This is a genomic window from Phaeobacter sp. JH20_29, from assembly GCF_048056175.1.
Classification (GTDB): Bacteria; Pseudomonadota; Alphaproteobacteria; order Rhodobacterales; family Rhodobacteraceae; genus Phaeobacter; species Phaeobacter bryozoorum.
Genome location: NZ_JAYMWO010000003.1, coordinates 63,507 through 78,969, shown reverse-complemented (window position 1 = coordinate 78,969; position 15,463 = coordinate 63,507). Strand labels below are relative to the sequence as shown.

Annotated in this window: 13 protein-coding genes; 5 read left to right on the top strand and 8 right to left on the bottom strand. The window is 64.2% G+C overall.

The window, feature by feature from the left end; all coding sequences use genetic code 11:
• Window positions 1-373 precede the first annotated feature (373 nt).
• The 3 genes from VWZ85_RS01600 (at window position 374) to VWZ85_RS01590 (ending at window position 3,913) form a co-directional block, all read left to right on the top strand.
• Window positions 374-1,921 (top strand): ATP-binding protein, encoded by a 1,548-nt coding sequence (locus VWZ85_RS01600; RefSeq protein WP_416595408.1) that lies wholly within the window; start codon window positions 374-376, stop codon window positions 1,919-1,921.
• Between the two features lie 24 nt (window positions 1,922-1,945).
• Window positions 1,946-2,617 (top strand): response regulator transcription factor, encoded by a 672-nt coding sequence (locus VWZ85_RS01595; RefSeq protein WP_416586752.1) that lies wholly within the window; start codon window positions 1,946-1,948, stop codon window positions 2,615-2,617.
• A gap of 78 nt (window positions 2,618-2,695) precedes the next feature.
• Complete coding sequence (locus VWZ85_RS01590) at window positions 2,696-3,913, top strand: MFS transporter (RefSeq protein ID WP_416586749.1); 1,218 nt, start codon at window positions 2,696-2,698, stop codon at window positions 3,911-3,913.
• Window positions 3,914-3,962: 49 nt separating this feature from the next.
• On the opposite strand, the gene VWZ85_RS01585 is transcribed toward VWZ85_RS01590, so the two are convergent.
• The 7 genes from VWZ85_RS01585 to VWZ85_RS01555 form a co-directional block, all read right to left on the bottom strand.
• Window positions 3,963-5,204, bottom strand: a complete 1,242-nt coding sequence (locus tag VWZ85_RS01585) for an aminotransferase class I/II-fold pyridoxal phosphate-dependent enzyme (RefSeq protein WP_340547791.1) — start codon at window positions 5,202-5,204, stop codon at window positions 3,963-3,965.
• A 57-nt stretch (window positions 5,205-5,261) separates the two neighbouring features.
• Window positions 5,262-6,173 (bottom strand): acetaldehyde dehydrogenase (acetylating), encoded by a 912-nt coding sequence (locus VWZ85_RS01580; RefSeq protein WP_416535322.1) that lies wholly within the window; start codon window positions 6,171-6,173, stop codon window positions 5,262-5,264.
• On the bottom strand, window positions 6,170-7,198 hold the full coding sequence (gene dmpG / locus VWZ85_RS01575) for a 4-hydroxy-2-oxovalerate aldolase (RefSeq protein WP_340547789.1): 1,029 nt from the start codon (window positions 7,196-7,198) through the stop codon (window positions 6,170-6,172). The genes VWZ85_RS01580 and dmpG overlap by 4 nt, the downstream gene beginning before the upstream one ends.
• An 82-nt stretch (window positions 7,199-7,280) precedes the next feature.
• Entirely contained in the window at window positions 7,281-8,468 is a 1,188-nt protein-coding gene (locus tag VWZ85_RS01570) for an ATP-grasp domain-containing protein (RefSeq protein WP_416552659.1), read from the bottom strand.
• Between the two features lie 11 nt (window positions 8,469-8,479).
• On the bottom strand, window positions 8,480-9,553 hold the full coding sequence (locus VWZ85_RS01565; RefSeq protein ID WP_416535320.1) for an AbrB family transcriptional regulator: 1,074 nt from the start codon (window positions 9,551-9,553) through the stop codon (window positions 8,480-8,482).
• Window positions 9,553-10,974: an FAD/NAD(P)-binding protein gene (locus VWZ85_RS01560; RefSeq protein WP_416535319.1), complete on the bottom strand. Its 1,422-nt coding sequence runs from the start codon at window positions 10,972-10,974 to the stop codon at window positions 9,553-9,555. Before VWZ85_RS01560 ends, VWZ85_RS01565 begins: the two co-directional genes overlap by 1 nt.
• 47 nt (window positions 10,975-11,021) lie before the next feature.
• Complete coding sequence (locus tag VWZ85_RS01555) at window positions 11,022-12,266, bottom strand: ATP-grasp domain-containing protein (RefSeq protein WP_416586746.1); 1,245 nt, start codon at window positions 12,264-12,266, stop codon at window positions 11,022-11,024.
• A gap of 427 nt (window positions 12,267-12,693) precedes the next feature.
• On the opposite strand from VWZ85_RS01555, the gene VWZ85_RS01550 reads away from it, so the two are divergent.
• Window positions 12,694-13,539 (top strand): universal stress protein, encoded by an 846-nt coding sequence (locus VWZ85_RS01550; RefSeq protein WP_340547784.1) that lies wholly within the window; start codon window positions 12,694-12,696, stop codon window positions 13,537-13,539.
• Between the two features lie 107 nt (window positions 13,540-13,646).
• Here VWZ85_RS01550 and hmpA read toward each other — a convergent pair whose 3' ends face one another.
• Window positions 13,647-14,837, bottom strand: coding sequence for an NO-inducible flavohemoprotein (gene hmpA / locus VWZ85_RS01545; RefSeq protein ID WP_340547783.1), 1,191 nt, complete (start codon window positions 14,835-14,837; stop codon window positions 13,647-13,649).
• Between the two features lie 150 nt (window positions 14,838-14,987).
• On the opposite strand from hmpA, the gene VWZ85_RS01540 reads away from it, so the two are divergent.
• Complete coding sequence (locus VWZ85_RS01540; RefSeq protein WP_416586743.1) at window positions 14,988-15,437, top strand: RrF2 family transcriptional regulator; 450 nt, start codon at window positions 14,988-14,990, stop codon at window positions 15,435-15,437.
• The last annotated feature ends 26 nt before the right edge of the window (window positions 15,438-15,463 follow it).

Here is a 15,463-nt window from a genome sequence, read left to right as displayed (position 1 = left end):
GTGTCCTTTCCTCTGCCGGGCCGGTGCCGGGTTCATCCGCCGCAATCGCGTCCCGGTCACAACGGGAAGGAAAAAGGCACCCGATGCCTTTTTAACCATGGCAGGCAACAGGTGACTGTCTGGACTGTGAACGGAGCCAAGACCGCATATGAACGGGAGATGAACGCATCATGGCCGGTCAGCAGCCCTTGGCGGCGCATTCGTTCATCTGTTGTTCATGATTTCGTCAGGACGCTGTCATTGCTGCAAACTAACTCTACCACTGGCGGCCCTGACAGGGTTATGGTCAGCCGGTGCGTAGCCAACCCAAACCCCGCACCGGCTGACCTCGCAATTGGCAGCCCGACCCACAACGACGGGACCACCTCGACCAATGAAAATAGTGCATATTGTCAATATTTTCGCGGCCGTGGTACTGCTGGCAGCCGCTGCCAGTGTGTCAGTTGCGGTCTGGGCCGCCAGACAAAGCGATCTGCACAATTACCGCATTTCGCTGGCTCACACCTCCTTTGAACACCATCTGAAACTGGCGGCAGACACCTATCTTCTGTTCAAGCGTTTTGGCGATCTGCTGCTGGCCGATGACACCGGGCAGGTGGCGGATATCACCGATATTTCCGACCGCCTCCAGACCCATATCACCAATATTCGCGCCGCCATTGAGCAGGAAATCGAGCTGGTCGGCGACGAGGAGCTGGCAGAGCTGATGCTGCTGGACAAGATTGAGGAGATCATTGACGACATCCTCGACCTTTACCGGCGGGCGCAGTCGCGCGAGGCCGCAGATGGCATCGGTGGCGACTGGCGCCAGGTGTCGCTGGCCCTCAACGAAGACATCAAGGAAGATTTCCGAACGCTGATCTCAACGGCGCTCACCGAAGAGCAGGAGGAAGTCTCAAGAGCTGAGGCCGAAGCCAGCGCAAAGATGGCGCTGGTGCGCATGATCTCCTTTGGGTTGGCGGTGGCCTTTCTCTGCATCACCGCCATCGCGCTGATTGTCTTTCGCCGCGAATTCACCCGCCCGTTAAGGCAGCTTCTGGGTGGTGTGCGGCAATTTGCGGCCGGGGATTTTTCCAGCCGGATCGCCCTGCCGGGGCGCAGCGAACTGTCGGAAATCGCCGGCGTTCTGGATGAAATGTCCGCAGTGGTCTCGGCCCGCACCAAAAACCTGACCACCCAGAACGAGGAACTGGAACAGGCCGTCCGCCAGCGTACCGAAACGCTGGAAAAACTGCTGACCGAGGCGCGAAAATCCGAACAGAACCGCCGCCAGCTGCTGGCAGATGTCAGCCATGAGCTGCGCACCCCGCTGACCGTCATTCAGGGCGAAAGTGACGTGGCGCTGCGCGGCGCCGACAAAACCGTCGAGGAATACAAGGACGCCCTGACCAAGACCCGGCTGGCCGCCAATCACACCGCCAATCTGATCAGCGACCTTCTGTTCATCGCGCGCAAGGAATCCGGCTCGCTTGAACTGGTCAGGAAACCCGTCGATCTGATCAAGCTGATCCACGAGGTGATCGCACTCTGCGGGGCCGAGGTGCGCTTTGAGCCGCAGCGCGACAAGGTGATCGTCATCGCCGATGGCCAGCGGATCCGTCAGGCCGTGCTCGCCCTGCTGGAAAATGCCAAATACCACGGCGGCGACATGATCGCCGTCACCCTTCAGACCCATGGCGATATCGTTGAGATTGCGGTGTCCGATGACGGGCCGGGCGTGGATAACGCGGAAAAGGAACTGGCCTTCGAGCGCTTCTTTCGCGGCTCCAACGCCAGCGGCCGCTATATCGAAGGGCTGGGCCTTGGTCTGCCGATCGTGCGCTCCATCGCCGAGGCCCACGGCGGCTCGGCGCGGATCTTTGATCGCCCAACGGGGGGCACAACGGTTGTGCTGACGATCTCCACGGATGCCGACCCATAGTCACAGGACGCCAGAGAACAGCTGATGAATATTCTGCTTGTAGAGGATGAAGAGCGCGTAGCCGATTTCATACGCCGGGGGCTGAAGGCTGAGGGCTTCAGCGTCGAGCACGTGGTGGATGGCGAACTGGCGCTGGGGTTCCTGCAAACACGCGACTTTGATGTGGTGATCCTCGATCTGATGCTGCCGGGGATCTCCGGCATCGAGGTCTGCCAGCGGATGCGCGCCCGCGCCAACACCACCCCTGTTCTGATGCTCACCGCGCTGGATTCAACCGACGAACGGGTCGCGGGCCTGCGCATCTGTGCCGACGACTACCTGCCCAAACCCTTCGATTTTGAGGAGCTGGTCGCAAGGCTGGAGGCGCTGCATCGCCGCCGGGTCGGCTATGGGAGCACACCCGACGATGAGGTGATCACCCATCGCGGCCTCTCCTTTGATCCCCGCGCGCTGGAATTCTACGTGGACGGCCGCCCGGTCGCGCTCTCCAGCAAGGAGCGCGAGCTGGCCGTGCTGCTGATCAAGAACATTGGCCGCGCCCTCAGCCGGGAACGCATTCTGAATGCGGTCTGGGGCACGCAGTCGGACCCGATGACCAATATCGTTGATGTCTATATCGGCCGCCTGCGCAAGAAATTCGGCCCCGAAGGTGACGCCATCGTGACCCTGCGCGGCGCCGGGTATCGGCTCGATTGAGCGGCACCGGCAGCCGTGACAGCGCAGCCCCTGCGCGCTAGTATCGCCGGACCGGAACAACCTCAGGGCATCCCCACCATGGCCTCCCCGCTCCTGCTTCGTAACCGCAATTACCGGCTGCTGTTCACAGCCGGGGCGCTGACCAACCTCGGCGATGGGTTCATCCTGCTGGCGCTGCCCTGGCTGGCAACGCTGATGACCCGCGATCCGGTGGCGATTGCCGCCGTGGCCGCAGCCGGTCGCCTGCCCTGGCTGTTCTTTGCGCTGCCCGCCGGGGTGATCGCGGATATGGCCGACCGGCGCAAGCTGATAGCCCGCGCTGACCTGCTGCGCGCCGTGATCGTGCTCGCCATCCTCATGCTCGCGCTCAGCGCACCGGCGGCCGGGGCCATCTGGGCGCTGGCCGGCCTGGCCTTCCTCCTTGGCGCGGCGGAGGTGATCCGCGACAATGCCGCCCAGACCATCCTGCCCGATATCGTTGCCAGCTCCGATCTTGAGGCGGCAAATGGCCAGATGTGGACCGCCGAACAGCTCACCGGCCAGTTCATCGGGCCGCCGCTCGCCGGCCTGCTGATCGCGGCCGGCATCGCTATTCCCTTTGGACTGGATGTGGTCGTGCTGGTGCTGGCGGCCGGTTTTGTCTGGCTGATCAGCCTGTCGCCGCGCGCGCCGGTGCAGCAGAGCTTTGGCAAGGCGCTGATGCAGGGCATCACCTTCATGCGCGGCGATGGGCTGCTGCTGCGGCTGGCCGTCGTGCTTGGCATCGCCAATTTCCTCGCCACCGCAACCATCACCGTAGAGGTGCTTTTCGCGCAGGAGGTGCTTGGCCTCGGCCCTACCGAATACGGGTTTGTCCTGTCGGTTGCCGCCCTTGGTGCTGTGACCGGCAGCCTGATTGCGCCGCGCCTCAGCCGCCTGATCGGGGTGCAGCCCTGCCTTTACCTGTCGATTGCGGGCTGGGCGGTTGGCTATGCGCTGATCGGTGTCAGCAGCAGCGGCATCATCATGGCGCTGGCGATGTTTGGCGTGATGGCGGCGGCGATGGTCTGGAACGTGATCACCGTCTCCTGGCGCCAGCGCCGCATCCCGTCCGAACTGCTGGGCCGGGTGAACAGCATCTACCGCTGCTTTGGCTGGGGCTCGATGCCGCTTGGCGCGCTGACGGGCGGTGCCGTCGTGGCGCTGCTGGAACCGGAGCTTGGCCGCGACCTCGCCCTGCGTGCGCCTTTCCTGATCTCCGCCAGCTGCTGCGGCCTCCTGCTGGTCTATGCCGCGCTCCGGCTGCGGCTGGACTGATGCCCGCGGGGGTAGGCTGACCTGCGACGGCCAGCCCACCCCGGCCAGATCAGGAAACGACTTCCATCACCGGCGGCCGGGCGGTGTGCCGCGCTGCCGCTGTGTCCTCCAGCTCTGCCAGGCACCGCAGGATCTGACTGGCGCCCAGCCGAACCTGATCCGCGTCGATGGCATAGGACAGCCGGATATTGTCCGGCGCGCCAAAATGACGACCGGGAACAGCAGCCACGCCATATTCTTCCAGCAGCAGATTGCAGAGATCCTCATCGGTGCTGATCATCCGCCCCCGGTGCAGGGTGCCAAAGACCCGCGAGATATCGGGGAACAGGTAGAATGCCCCGCCTGGGCGGGCGCAGCGGATCTGCGGTGCGCTGTCAAACGCCGTGAGCAGAAGATCCCGCCGCATCCGGTAGCCCTCGGTCATCCGCTGCGAGAACCCCTGATCGCCCGCCAGCGCCTCCGCCGCGGCGGCGGCCACCACCGGCGGCATATTGGAGATCGAGTTGCTGTTGAGCGTGGCAACCGCCGCCGCCACCTCCGTTGGCGCAGCCAGCAGACCCGCGCGCCATCCCGGCATCCCGTATAGCTTTGAAATACTGTCCACCTTGATGATCCGCGACGCCAGATCGGGCGCGATCTCCAGCAGATGCGGGCACGGCTCGTCGGCATAGACAAAGCGCTGGTAGACATCGTCGCTGATGATCCACACATCATGGCGCCGCAGCACCTCGGCCAGCGCCGCCAGCTCCGATCTGCTGTAGACCGCGCCGGTGGGGTTGGACGGGTTGTTCAGCACCAGCGCCCGAGGCCGCCCACCCAAGGCCGCCTCCAGCGTCGCGGGGTCCAGCTTGTACCCCTGATGCAGCCCGCAATAGGGCGTGCGCACCTCAACCCCGCTGAGCCGGGCAATGTCGAAATAGGTCGGCCAGCAGGGCGCCGGGATGACCACGGTATCGCCGGGCTGGAACAGCACCTGAAACAGCGCATAAAGCAGATGCTTGCCGCCCTGTCCCACAGCAATATTCTCCGCGCCGAACTGATCCAGCCCCAGCTGAGCCAGATAGTGCAGATAGGCCTCAATCAGCCCGGCCTCGCCCCGGCTCGGACCATAGCGGCAGCGATCGGCACGGATCGCGGCAATCGCCGCCTCGTAAACCCGCTGCGGCGGTGTGAAATTGGGCACCCCGATAGAGAAATCGACCACCGGGTCAGGGCGGCTCTGGATCCGTCCGGCCAGCGCCAGAATCGGACAGAAGGGCGTATCGCGGTGAAGCGCGGGCAGATCAGGCATGGCAACCTCCCCGGCCTGCGATGGCGGCGCCACAGCGCCGGAACTCCGACATGCGCATCAGGCCACGCTCTCCATCGGCTGCGCCACCGGCGGGTGGCTGTCCCGCGCGGTGCGGTCACGGGCAATGGCCTCGGCCATCCGCGTGGCGGCGGCGGTGATGATATCCAGATTGCCCGCCGACGGATCCAGATAATCTCCGGCCCCGGTGACCCGCACCATGGTGAACAGCCGATCCCCGGTAACATGCGGCTCAACGATCACGTCATAGCCCGGCACCGCCGCGCGCAACCGCGCCACCGCCCCGGCGATAGCGCTCCGGGTGGCCTCCAGATCATGCTGCTCTGCCAGCGCGGAGATTGCTGTCTGCATATAGACGTTCGGCTTTGCCGGGTTGATGTTTAGGATCGCCTTCACCCGGTTGCAGCCGGTGAACTGCCGCAGCGCGTCTTCGGTGGTTTCGATATAGTGATTGAGGTTCAGCCGCGTGGCCGGCCCCGCGCTTTCGGCACTGATCGAGGACACCACCTCCAGATAGTGGATCTCCGGGTTCGCCGCCGTCATCGCCTGGGCAATCGGGATCGAGGCCTGCCCGCCGCAGGTGATCATGTTGATATTGCCGGCCGCCAGCAGCGCATCGCCGTTCAGCGACGGCACGCAGAGCGCACCATTGGGAGCCGGGGTCAGGTTGATCAGCACCTTGCCCGCCGCCTGCAAAGCCGGGGCATGGGCCTGATGCGCCGCCGAGGAGGTGGCGTCGAACACCAGATCAAAACTGTCGAGCGCGGCAAACAGCCCCTCCGCCCCGCGATCGGTCACCGGGATGCCACGGCTTCGGGCCAGCGCCAGCCCCGGCGATGCCGCATTGCGCCCGGCAAACAGGGTGCACTCCAGCAGCGCGGAACGCTGCACCTTGCACAGCACGTCACAGCCAATATTGCCGCTGCCTATGATGGCGGTTCTCAGTTTCATGCGTCCACTCCTTCCAATGCGGGTGCCGCCGTCCGGGCCAGCCGCGCCGCCGCCGAGATGATCAGATCCTCCTGCCCGGCCACGGCGTTGCAGCGCGACAGCTCTTCGTAGATGAACCGTGGTGCAACGCCGAAATCCTGCGCCGCGCGGGTCACATGTTTTTCAAAACCGGCACAGACGCCGTAGATGCCGCTGATCAGGTTAGAGGTGCCCACGATGGTGCGCCGCTGCACCGGCGGCAGCTCGGGCAGCGCTTCCACCGCCTCGCAGAGCGCAAAGACATCGGTTCCGGTCTCAAACCCGTAGCGCTCCAGCACCGCACAGAGCACCTCCAGCTGGGTATTGCCGGCCCCGGCACCAAACCCGCGCATGGTACCATCCAGAATGGTTGCGCCCGCCTCGGCGGCGGCGATGGAATTGGCAATCGCCAGTCCCAGATTGTTATGCGCGTGAAACCCCACCGGCACCTCCAGCTCAGCCGCCAGAACGCCGATCTTCTCGCTTGTGTCGCGGGGGTCGTAATTGCCTGCGGAATCCATCAGGACAATGGCATTGGCGCCATAGGACACCTGCCGCCGCGCCTGCGCCAGCAGCACATCCGCAGGCGCCATATGGGTCATCATCAGCACACCCTGAACATATTTGTCCTGGCTGCGGGCATATTCGATGTAGCTCTGGGTCAGATCGCCTTCGGTGCAATGCGAGGCGATGCGGAACACATCCACCCCGGCGCCGATGGCCGATTTGATGTCCGAGATCTTGGCAAAACCGGGGATCGCATGAATGCCCAGCTTGGTCTGGCTGAGATTGGCGCGGGCGGTTTCCAGCATCTCGATATCTGCATGGCGCGCCATGCCCAGCTGCAACGAGGAGGCCCCCAGCCCGTTGCCATGGCCGACCTCGACCACCGCCAGGCCGCAGCCATCCACGGTCCGGCAATAGGCGGCAATATCGTCAAGGCTCAGCGCATGGGCGATGGCATGATTGCCGTCGCGCAGGGTAGGGTCGTGAATGGCAATGGCCATGGTCTGGCTCCTTGTCATGGGACTTGATTTCATGGGACGTTGATTTGAGGCGATGATCAGGGGGCCGCAGGCCGGTGCCGCATTACCTCAGCGCGATCCGGGCCACGGCGGCCTCGGCATGGGCCAGCGCCTGCTCGCGGCTGTCACCGCGCGCCAGCACATAGGCAACCCGAGAGGCCGCAGACAGCACCGCATCATAGCGGGTGCCCGGTTTGGCAGAGGAATGCACCCGCGCCACACCTTCGGAACTGGCGGCGCAGTCCAGCCCGGTGATCGCATCCAATGTGCGGTCCTGCGCCAGCATGTAGCGGATCGCCATCGCCGCGGTGGAGGGCGGCGGCGCATCATAGGCAAGCCCGAGCACCGCGGCAAAGGTCTCCTTGAACACATCGGCACCGGTGGTTTCCAGGGTCAGCTCCCAGATCTGGTCACCGCCGTTGCGGGTCTGGGTCTCGATGATATAGACCGCCCCGTCGTGCAGCTTTACCTCGGTATGGGCCGGGCCGGTCCGGTAACCGACCGCCTCCAGCAGCGCCTGAACCCGCTCGGCAATTCTGGCCTCATCCGCGGCACTCAGGGCGGCGGGCTGCACATGGCCGCTCTCGATGAAATAGGGCGCGCCGCTGGTGGTCTTCTCGGTGATCTGAAGCACCCGGTGACGACCGCCAACCGACATGGTTTCGACACTGTATTCCGGCCCGGGAATAAACGCCTCGGCGATCAGCTCCTCGCGGCCCACCTGCAACGCATGGGACAATGCGGTCTGAATATCGGTGGAGCCATCGACGAAATGAACCCCCTCGCTGCCGCCGCCCTCGGCCGGTTTGACGATGCTGTCGCCATGGCGCGCCACAAACCCGGCGATCTCCGCCACCGTGCGCACGCGGGCAAAGGGCACATCCTCGATACCCGCCGCCCGCAGCGTCTCGCGCATCCGTCGTTTGTTGCGCGTCAGCCGGACCGTCGGCACCTGGCAATTGCTCGGCAGATCCAGCGCCTCGGCGATATGCGCGGCGGTCAGAAACCCATATTCGGCAAAGGAGAACACCGCATCAAACGGCGTCTTGCGATGCAGGGCGCGGGCCAGCGCGACGCTGGTTTTCACATCCTCGTAATCGGTCACCACCACGGTTTCGGCCTGATCAAGCAGCAGCTCGGTCAGATGGGACCGGATCTGAAGCGCGCTGTAGCGCAGCCCCATCTCGCCGATACGGACAAAGGTGTGATCGCGACCGCCAATCATCAGGATATTGCGTTGCGGTTCAGACATGGCGTTCCCCGTCATCTGTCATCTGTCATCGGTTGGATTGGATCAGGCGCGGACCGGAACATCTCGCGGTTCATGAACATCGGCGCGATATGCAGCACCGACATGCGCAGCACATGGTTCAGCATCACAAAGGCAGGCTCCAGCCCCAGCGCCAGCGCGGTGGCCACCATCACCTCGACCCCACCCGGCACCCAGGACATGAACAGCACCAGGAACGGCTGACCGGTCAGCAGGCTGAACAGCGAGGCCATGGCAACCGTGATCCCAAAGGTGATCGAGGTGACGATCAGCCCGGCGCGCAGGTAGCTTGCGATATCGCTACGGGTGATATCCTTCAGCCGGATGCCGATCAGCCCGCCCAGCAGTGCCATGGCAAACAGCACCAGCGGTTCCGGCACCACGATCGGATCGCTGCCGCGCCAAAGGTTGGTGCCCGCCGCCAGGATCAGACCGGTGACCATATAGGGCGCCGGCATGGCAAAGCGCTCCAGCACCCGCCCCGCCGCATAGGCCGCCGCCGCCAGCAGCAGAAAGATCGCGTAGCCCGCCAGCGTGCCCGCCCCTGTGGCGGCCTCGTCGGGCAATGCGGCGATCTCCTGCGATCCCTCCTGCGGACCGGCGATCAGAAACACCGCAACCAGCAGCGCGATCATCCGCACCATATGGGCAAAGACCATCTTGGCCGAGGTCTTGCCCTCTTCGCCGGTCAGGGTCATCACCGCCGCCATGGCGCCGGGCACCGCCCCAAGGAGGCTCTCGGCGCGGGTCCATTTTTCCACCCGGTACAGCCAGGTGAACCCGGCCGCCAGCTGCGCCGACATGCAGATCAGAAGCCCCGCAAGCACGGTCAGATCGGCCATGCCCTCCAGCATCTCGGCATTCAGCAGCGCCCCGACGCTGGCGCCCAGGATCAGCTGGATCACCACAATGGCCGCCGGCGGTGTCGCCAGCGCCAGACCAAATCGACAGGCCAGCAGCACCAGACCCGCCGCCCCCAGAAGCTGCCCCAGCGGCAGCCCGCTCAGATATCCCAGCGCCGATCCGGCACAGGCCAGCAGCAGGGTGATCGCAAAATTCCGCAGCATCAGCCGACGCTCCGCAGGATATCCGCCGGCGCCAGCGCCGATGCGGTGGCAATGCGTGCCTGATGGTGGATCACGTCAATGTTGTTGACCATATAGAAGGTGCCGCAGGTCAGCTGCCCCAGCGCAAACAGGCCCGGCGATGGCCGCCCGTCGCGGGTCAAAACCCGGCAATCCTCCAGCTGCACCTTGATCCCGCCGGTTGCGTCCCGCTCGGCAAAGCCCTGCGCCAGCAGGCTGCGGATCAGCGGGTTGCTCTCGTCCAGCCCGCGCTGCAGGCCGGTTGCATTGATCACCGCATCCACCTCGGCGATGCCATCGGCAAACTCCATCCGATAGCGGCCATTGCGAAAGCTGACATTGCGCAGCCCGCTGCGATGGCTGAGCGCGCCACTGGCCTGCAACATCGCGATACGGTCGGCATTGGTGCGCGAGATCGGCACCCGCATATTCGACCAGAGCCGGTGGAAATGGCGCAGGAACGCCGCCTTGGCGCGATCCGAAAGACTGGCCCAGAGCTGCGGGATCAGCATATTGGTTTCGGCCAGAATGCTGGACACCAAATCATTGTCGGCACTGTCGACGCCGCGCAGCAGATCGGCAAAGCTGACATCCACCCCCTGATGCTGCATCTCGGCCTCAAACAGCTCCATCACCGCCGACAGCGAAATCCGCCCGCCATCCGGGCCGTTGCGCAGCGCCGCCAGACCGGCCGGCGTCAGATGGTGCAGCGTCACCGGGCGATAGGCCGTCACCGCCTTGGGCAGCCCCGCCCGGCGCGAGGTCATCAGCATCCGCCGGCCATTCACCCCAAGCGCCACATCATAGGCGGTCAGCCGACAGCCCAGAATGCCCACCCGCAAACGGGTCAGCGCCTTCAGGCGGGCCGCCGGATAGGGCGCGCGGAAATAGCCCGGCGTGCCGCCCAGCCCATAGGGGTCGGCCTCCAGATTGGTGCCCAGACACAGGTAAACCGCATCATAATCGGACACGCTGCCCATCCAGCCCAGACGGTAGAGCGCATCGGCGCGCGGGCTGGGGGCAATCGTCTCCACCTCGGCGCCAATCATGCGGATCCGCCCCCCCGCGGTGCGCACCCGACCGCTCAGCGCATCGAACCGGCTTTGCAGGAACCGCCCGAACAGGGCGCGCTGTAGGAAACCATCCTCATCCGCTGCCGCCTCCGTCGCCCCGGTCTGGCGCAGCCAGTCGCGGAAATCATTGCGGCGCGCCAGATACATCAGCTTAAGCGGCCGGTTGAGCAGATTGGTCTCGGCATCCTCCTGATAGGCCACGCCGGGACCAAAACTGCGGCTCTTGTCAAAAACATCCACCGACAGCGCCGACAGATCAGGCAGGGTGGCGACCAGATTCTCCAGGACCGAGACACCGGCATAGCCCGCGCCGAGAACAGCAATTTTCATGTGGTAGATCCTTTGTTGGGCATCAGGCGAACAGGGGCAGGTCTGGATCAGGCCGCGGCGCTGGTCTCCCATTGGCAGGCACTGTGGAACCAATCCTCCAGCTGCCGCAGCCGCGCGCGCAGCTCCGCCTCGCTGTCGCCCTCGACGATGGCGTTCAGGATCTCGGCATTGGTATAGGCCATCTGACCATACTGCCGCCCCGCCACGCCGCTCATCCGATAGGCACGCACGAACTCGAACGGGCAGCGCTCCGGCACCGCGCGCAGCACACCGTCGCGCGGCGGCACGCAGAGCTGGCCAACCAGCCGCACGGGCTCCAGCATCGGCTCAGGCCGTGCCGTGTTCTCAAACCCCGGATCCCGCATCGCCCGCAGATAGGTCATGCGCGGATCCAACCCCCAGGCCTCGGTCATTTCCTGGTTGAAGAACACCCCGCCCAGCCGCGAGGCGATCTCGCCCAGGACAATGGTGCCATCCGGGCTGACAAAGACCTCAAGATGGAACAACAGCGTCGGCGGCGAGGGCATCACCTCTTCGACCAGATGGCGGGAATAGGCCACCAGCCGATCGCGCAGCGGCGTCGTCGGCTCCAGCATATGCAGATCATGTGAACGCCCGCCGAGGAAATCCAGCGCCGAGGTCAGGACCCGCACCGGCGAAATCACAATCGGGCGCCCATCCACATAGAGCCCGTTGACGATATAATGATCGCCGGCGACAAACCGCTCGATCATCGTGTTGTAAAACGTCGTACTGTCCTGCCGCGCCAGCCATCCCGCCAGATCGTCGGCCCCGCGGATCACGCAGACCCCGTTTGATCCGCGCCCGTCGCGGGGCTTCAGAACAACCGGATACCCCCAGCTGTCGATAAATCGGCGGATATCCATCGCATTGCGCACCACCGCCATGTCGCTGACCGGCAGCCCTGCCTCCCGCGCGCGGGTCTTCATCGCGTATTTGTCGCGATAGGCGTCGAGCTGCACCGCAGCATCCGTCGACACGCCGAGGTAGTCATTCACCCGCGCGGCGCGCAGCACGTCAATCTCCGCCAGCGCGACACAGACCGGACCCGCAAGGCCGCGCGCAATGTCAATCGCCGCCAGCTCCACCTCCGCGTTATCATTGAAATTCTGAAAGAAGCGGATATCCAGCCCCTCGGGAAAGCTGTCCATCAACGCCGCTTTGGCACTGGCGCAGGTCAGGATGATGCTGGCTGGCCCAATCGCCTCAACCCAATCGGTAACACTATGCTGTAAAAGGATTTTTGGCGGCGCAAAGAGAATGATATTCATGACACGACGGGACCTTCGACAAAGTTTCAACAGGTTTCGGCGCAGAATTTTCTTCGCCTTTTACGTGTTTGCACGCAACTTACAGTATGCTTTGTATCCGTCAAGCGGCAGTTTTATGAAACTTACACAACGTTAAGGTGAGCGATTTTCCGCCTTTGCCCTGCCGTGATTTCTCTGGAAATACATAGCCGCGCCGTCCAAACCCATGACGGCATCCCATCGTATACTGCGGCAAGAGGACGTGATGCCGCAGCTGCAAAATCGCCTGTTAGCCCCGGCAGGTCGCGCGCCCGTGCTGTGCCTCCTTGCTCCCGGTCGCGACAACCGGCCGAGGCTTGATCAGGATCATGGCGGCCGCTGTCACAGATGATCTAATGACGTCAGCCGCGGGCAGATCCGCCCGCCGCATCCCGTCAGGAGGCACGCCATGCAACGCAGAACATCCCTCTTCATCCTCAGCAAAGACACCCGCGACGAGACCATCACCGCCGCCGCCGAGGCCGCCGCCGAACAGGAGGCGCATCTCGCCTGCCTGTTGCTGGAGGCGCTGCCCGGTCCGCCCAGTTTCGCCTTTGGCCACTCAGGTTACGCCGCTCTGGTTGCCTCAGACGGTCCGTTGGAACGCCTTCGCCAGAACAAGGCCGCCGCCAAGAAACGTGTCGACGACATCGAGACGCTGCTGGCCCGCAGCAACTGCCCCGGCGACGTGCAGTTCGCGGTCTGGTCGGGCAATGATATCGGTCTGGTCGCCGCACGGCGGGCGCTGACCTGCGACATTGCCCAGATCGCCGACGATCTGACCGACCCGGACCCCGTGTTCCGCGAAGCCACCTATGGCATCCTGTTCCAGTCCCCGGTGCCGCTGATGCTGAACGGCAGCCCCTTTGCCCACCGCGACCGCATTTTCCTCGCCTGGGACAGCAGCCTGTCAGCGGCGCGCGCCGCCCATGCCGCCCTGCCCTATCTGCGCAAGGCCAGCGAGGTGATCATCGGCTGCATCGACTCCGATCTGTCCCATGGCCGCGATGGCGAGGATCCCGGCACCGATATCGCCGCCTGGCTCAGCCACCATGGCTGCGCCGTCACCCTGTCGCAATTTGCCAGCAACGGGCAGGAAATCGGCACCAGCATCCAGTCGCGGGCGCGCGAAATCGGCGCCGATCTGGTGGTGATGGGGGCCTATGGCCACTCTCGTATGCGTCAGGCGATGTTCGGCGGCACCACGCGCACGATGCTCCAGCAGACAGAGCTGCCGATCTTCCTCGCCCATTAACAGGGCCACCACGCGACAGGCATCACGCAATATGGCCGCGACAGCTCAGCGTCGCGGCCATATCACAGCACGGGTCCGGTCAGCCCTCAGATACCGGGCGTCAGGTGTCAGGCGACACCCAGATCTTCCGCCGGACCAAAGAACTCATAATGGATCCGCTCCATATCGACATTCGCCGCCCGCAGACCCGCGATGGCCATCGCCATGAATCCCTTTGGCCCACAGATGTAATAGTCCGAAACGGCGGTATTGGTATTCGCCGCCAGCCAGTCCGGGGTGATCCGCCCTTCCACGTCATAACGCGCGGCGGCGCGGTCAGCCTCGCTCGGCGTTTCGAGGAAGATCACACTGCGTTTCGCCAGTGATTTGCTCAGCCCCTCCATCGCCAGATTGTCGCCATCGACCGCCGCGTGCAGATAGGTGGCGCTGCGATCATTCGCGGCCAGGCTCTCCAGCATGGCAACCATCGGCGTCAGCCCGACACCGGCCGACAGCAGCACCACCTCCGCCTCCGCCTGATCCTTCAGATAGAAATCCCCCGCCGGGGCCGCCACGCGCAGGATGGTGCCCTCCGCCGCGACCTCATGCAGCCAGCCGCTGATCACGCCACCCGGCTCCTGCTTGACCGAGATCCGGTAGTATTCCCCGTTCGGCGCGCAGGAGATCGAATAGTTCCGCCGCGCCTTGCCGGTCTCGGGGCTATCGAAATCAAAGGACAGATATTGCCCCGGCTTGTGCCGCAGCACCGCACCGCCATCCACCGGCCGCAGGACAAAGGATTTGACCGAAGCGCTCTCGCGCAGGATCCCGGTGATGGCAAAATCGCGCCAGCCCTCCCAGCCGCCCTCCGCTGCGGCAATCTCCTCATACATCCTGCTTTCCGCCGCGATCAGCAGATCGGCAAGGAACCAATAGGCGGCCCCCCAGGCGTCCAGCACCTCCGGCGTTGCCGCATCGCCCAGCACCGCCTCGATCGCCCCCAGCAGCGCGGTCGCCACATGGGCGTAATGCGCGGGCTTGATCTGCAGGCTGACATGTTTGTTGACGATCCGCTCCACCACGCCGCTCAGCGCGCCCAGATTGTCGATATTGCGGGCGTAGCCCAGGATCGCATTGGCCAGCGCCGCGTGCTGGCTGGACCCGTTCTGCTGATGTGACTGGTTGAACAGGGCGCGGATTTCCGCATCGGCCAACAGGCGCTCATACATCTGCGCAACGATGGCGCCACCATGGGCCTCCAGCGCGGGAACGGTTGCGGTCACAATCGCCTTGGTCTGCTCTGACAGGGGCTGTGCCATGGGTCTGGTCCTTCTCTGCTTTGGCCGGAACCGGGATATCCGGGTGGCCGTGGTAAAACATTCATTTCAGCTGAATGTATATTTCCGCTATACAAACATTCAACCGAAATGAATATTAAACACCGCAGATGCCGCCACCCGGAGCCCGCAATGAAGCTGAATCTGAAAACCGACTACGCGCTGAGGCTCCTTATTTTGCTGGGCAGCCGGCCCGAGCAGATGTTCGAGATTGAGACATTGAGCCGCATGCACCAGCTGCCGGTCAGTTCCGTGATGAAGATCATCAGCGAGCTGGTCCGCCACGGCTATATCCGCAGCATCCGGGGCCGGTCGGGCGGGGTGCAGATGGACATGGATCCGGCGGAGATTCGCCTCGGCGATGTGGTGCAGGCGATGGGCGAACCGATGGAGATCGTCGATTGCAGCAGCTGCCTGCTGGTCGGCAACTGCCGCCTCAAAGGGGTGCTCTGCGAAGCAGCCCAGGCCTTTGCCGAGGTGCTGATGAAATACCGTCTCAGCGATCTGATCGAGGCCCCTGCCCCGGTGCTTGCACCGCTGCTGGCAAATGACGGCGGCGCTGCCGGCTCCACCCCAACCTGAGCCATGAAAAACCCGCCCGGCATCAG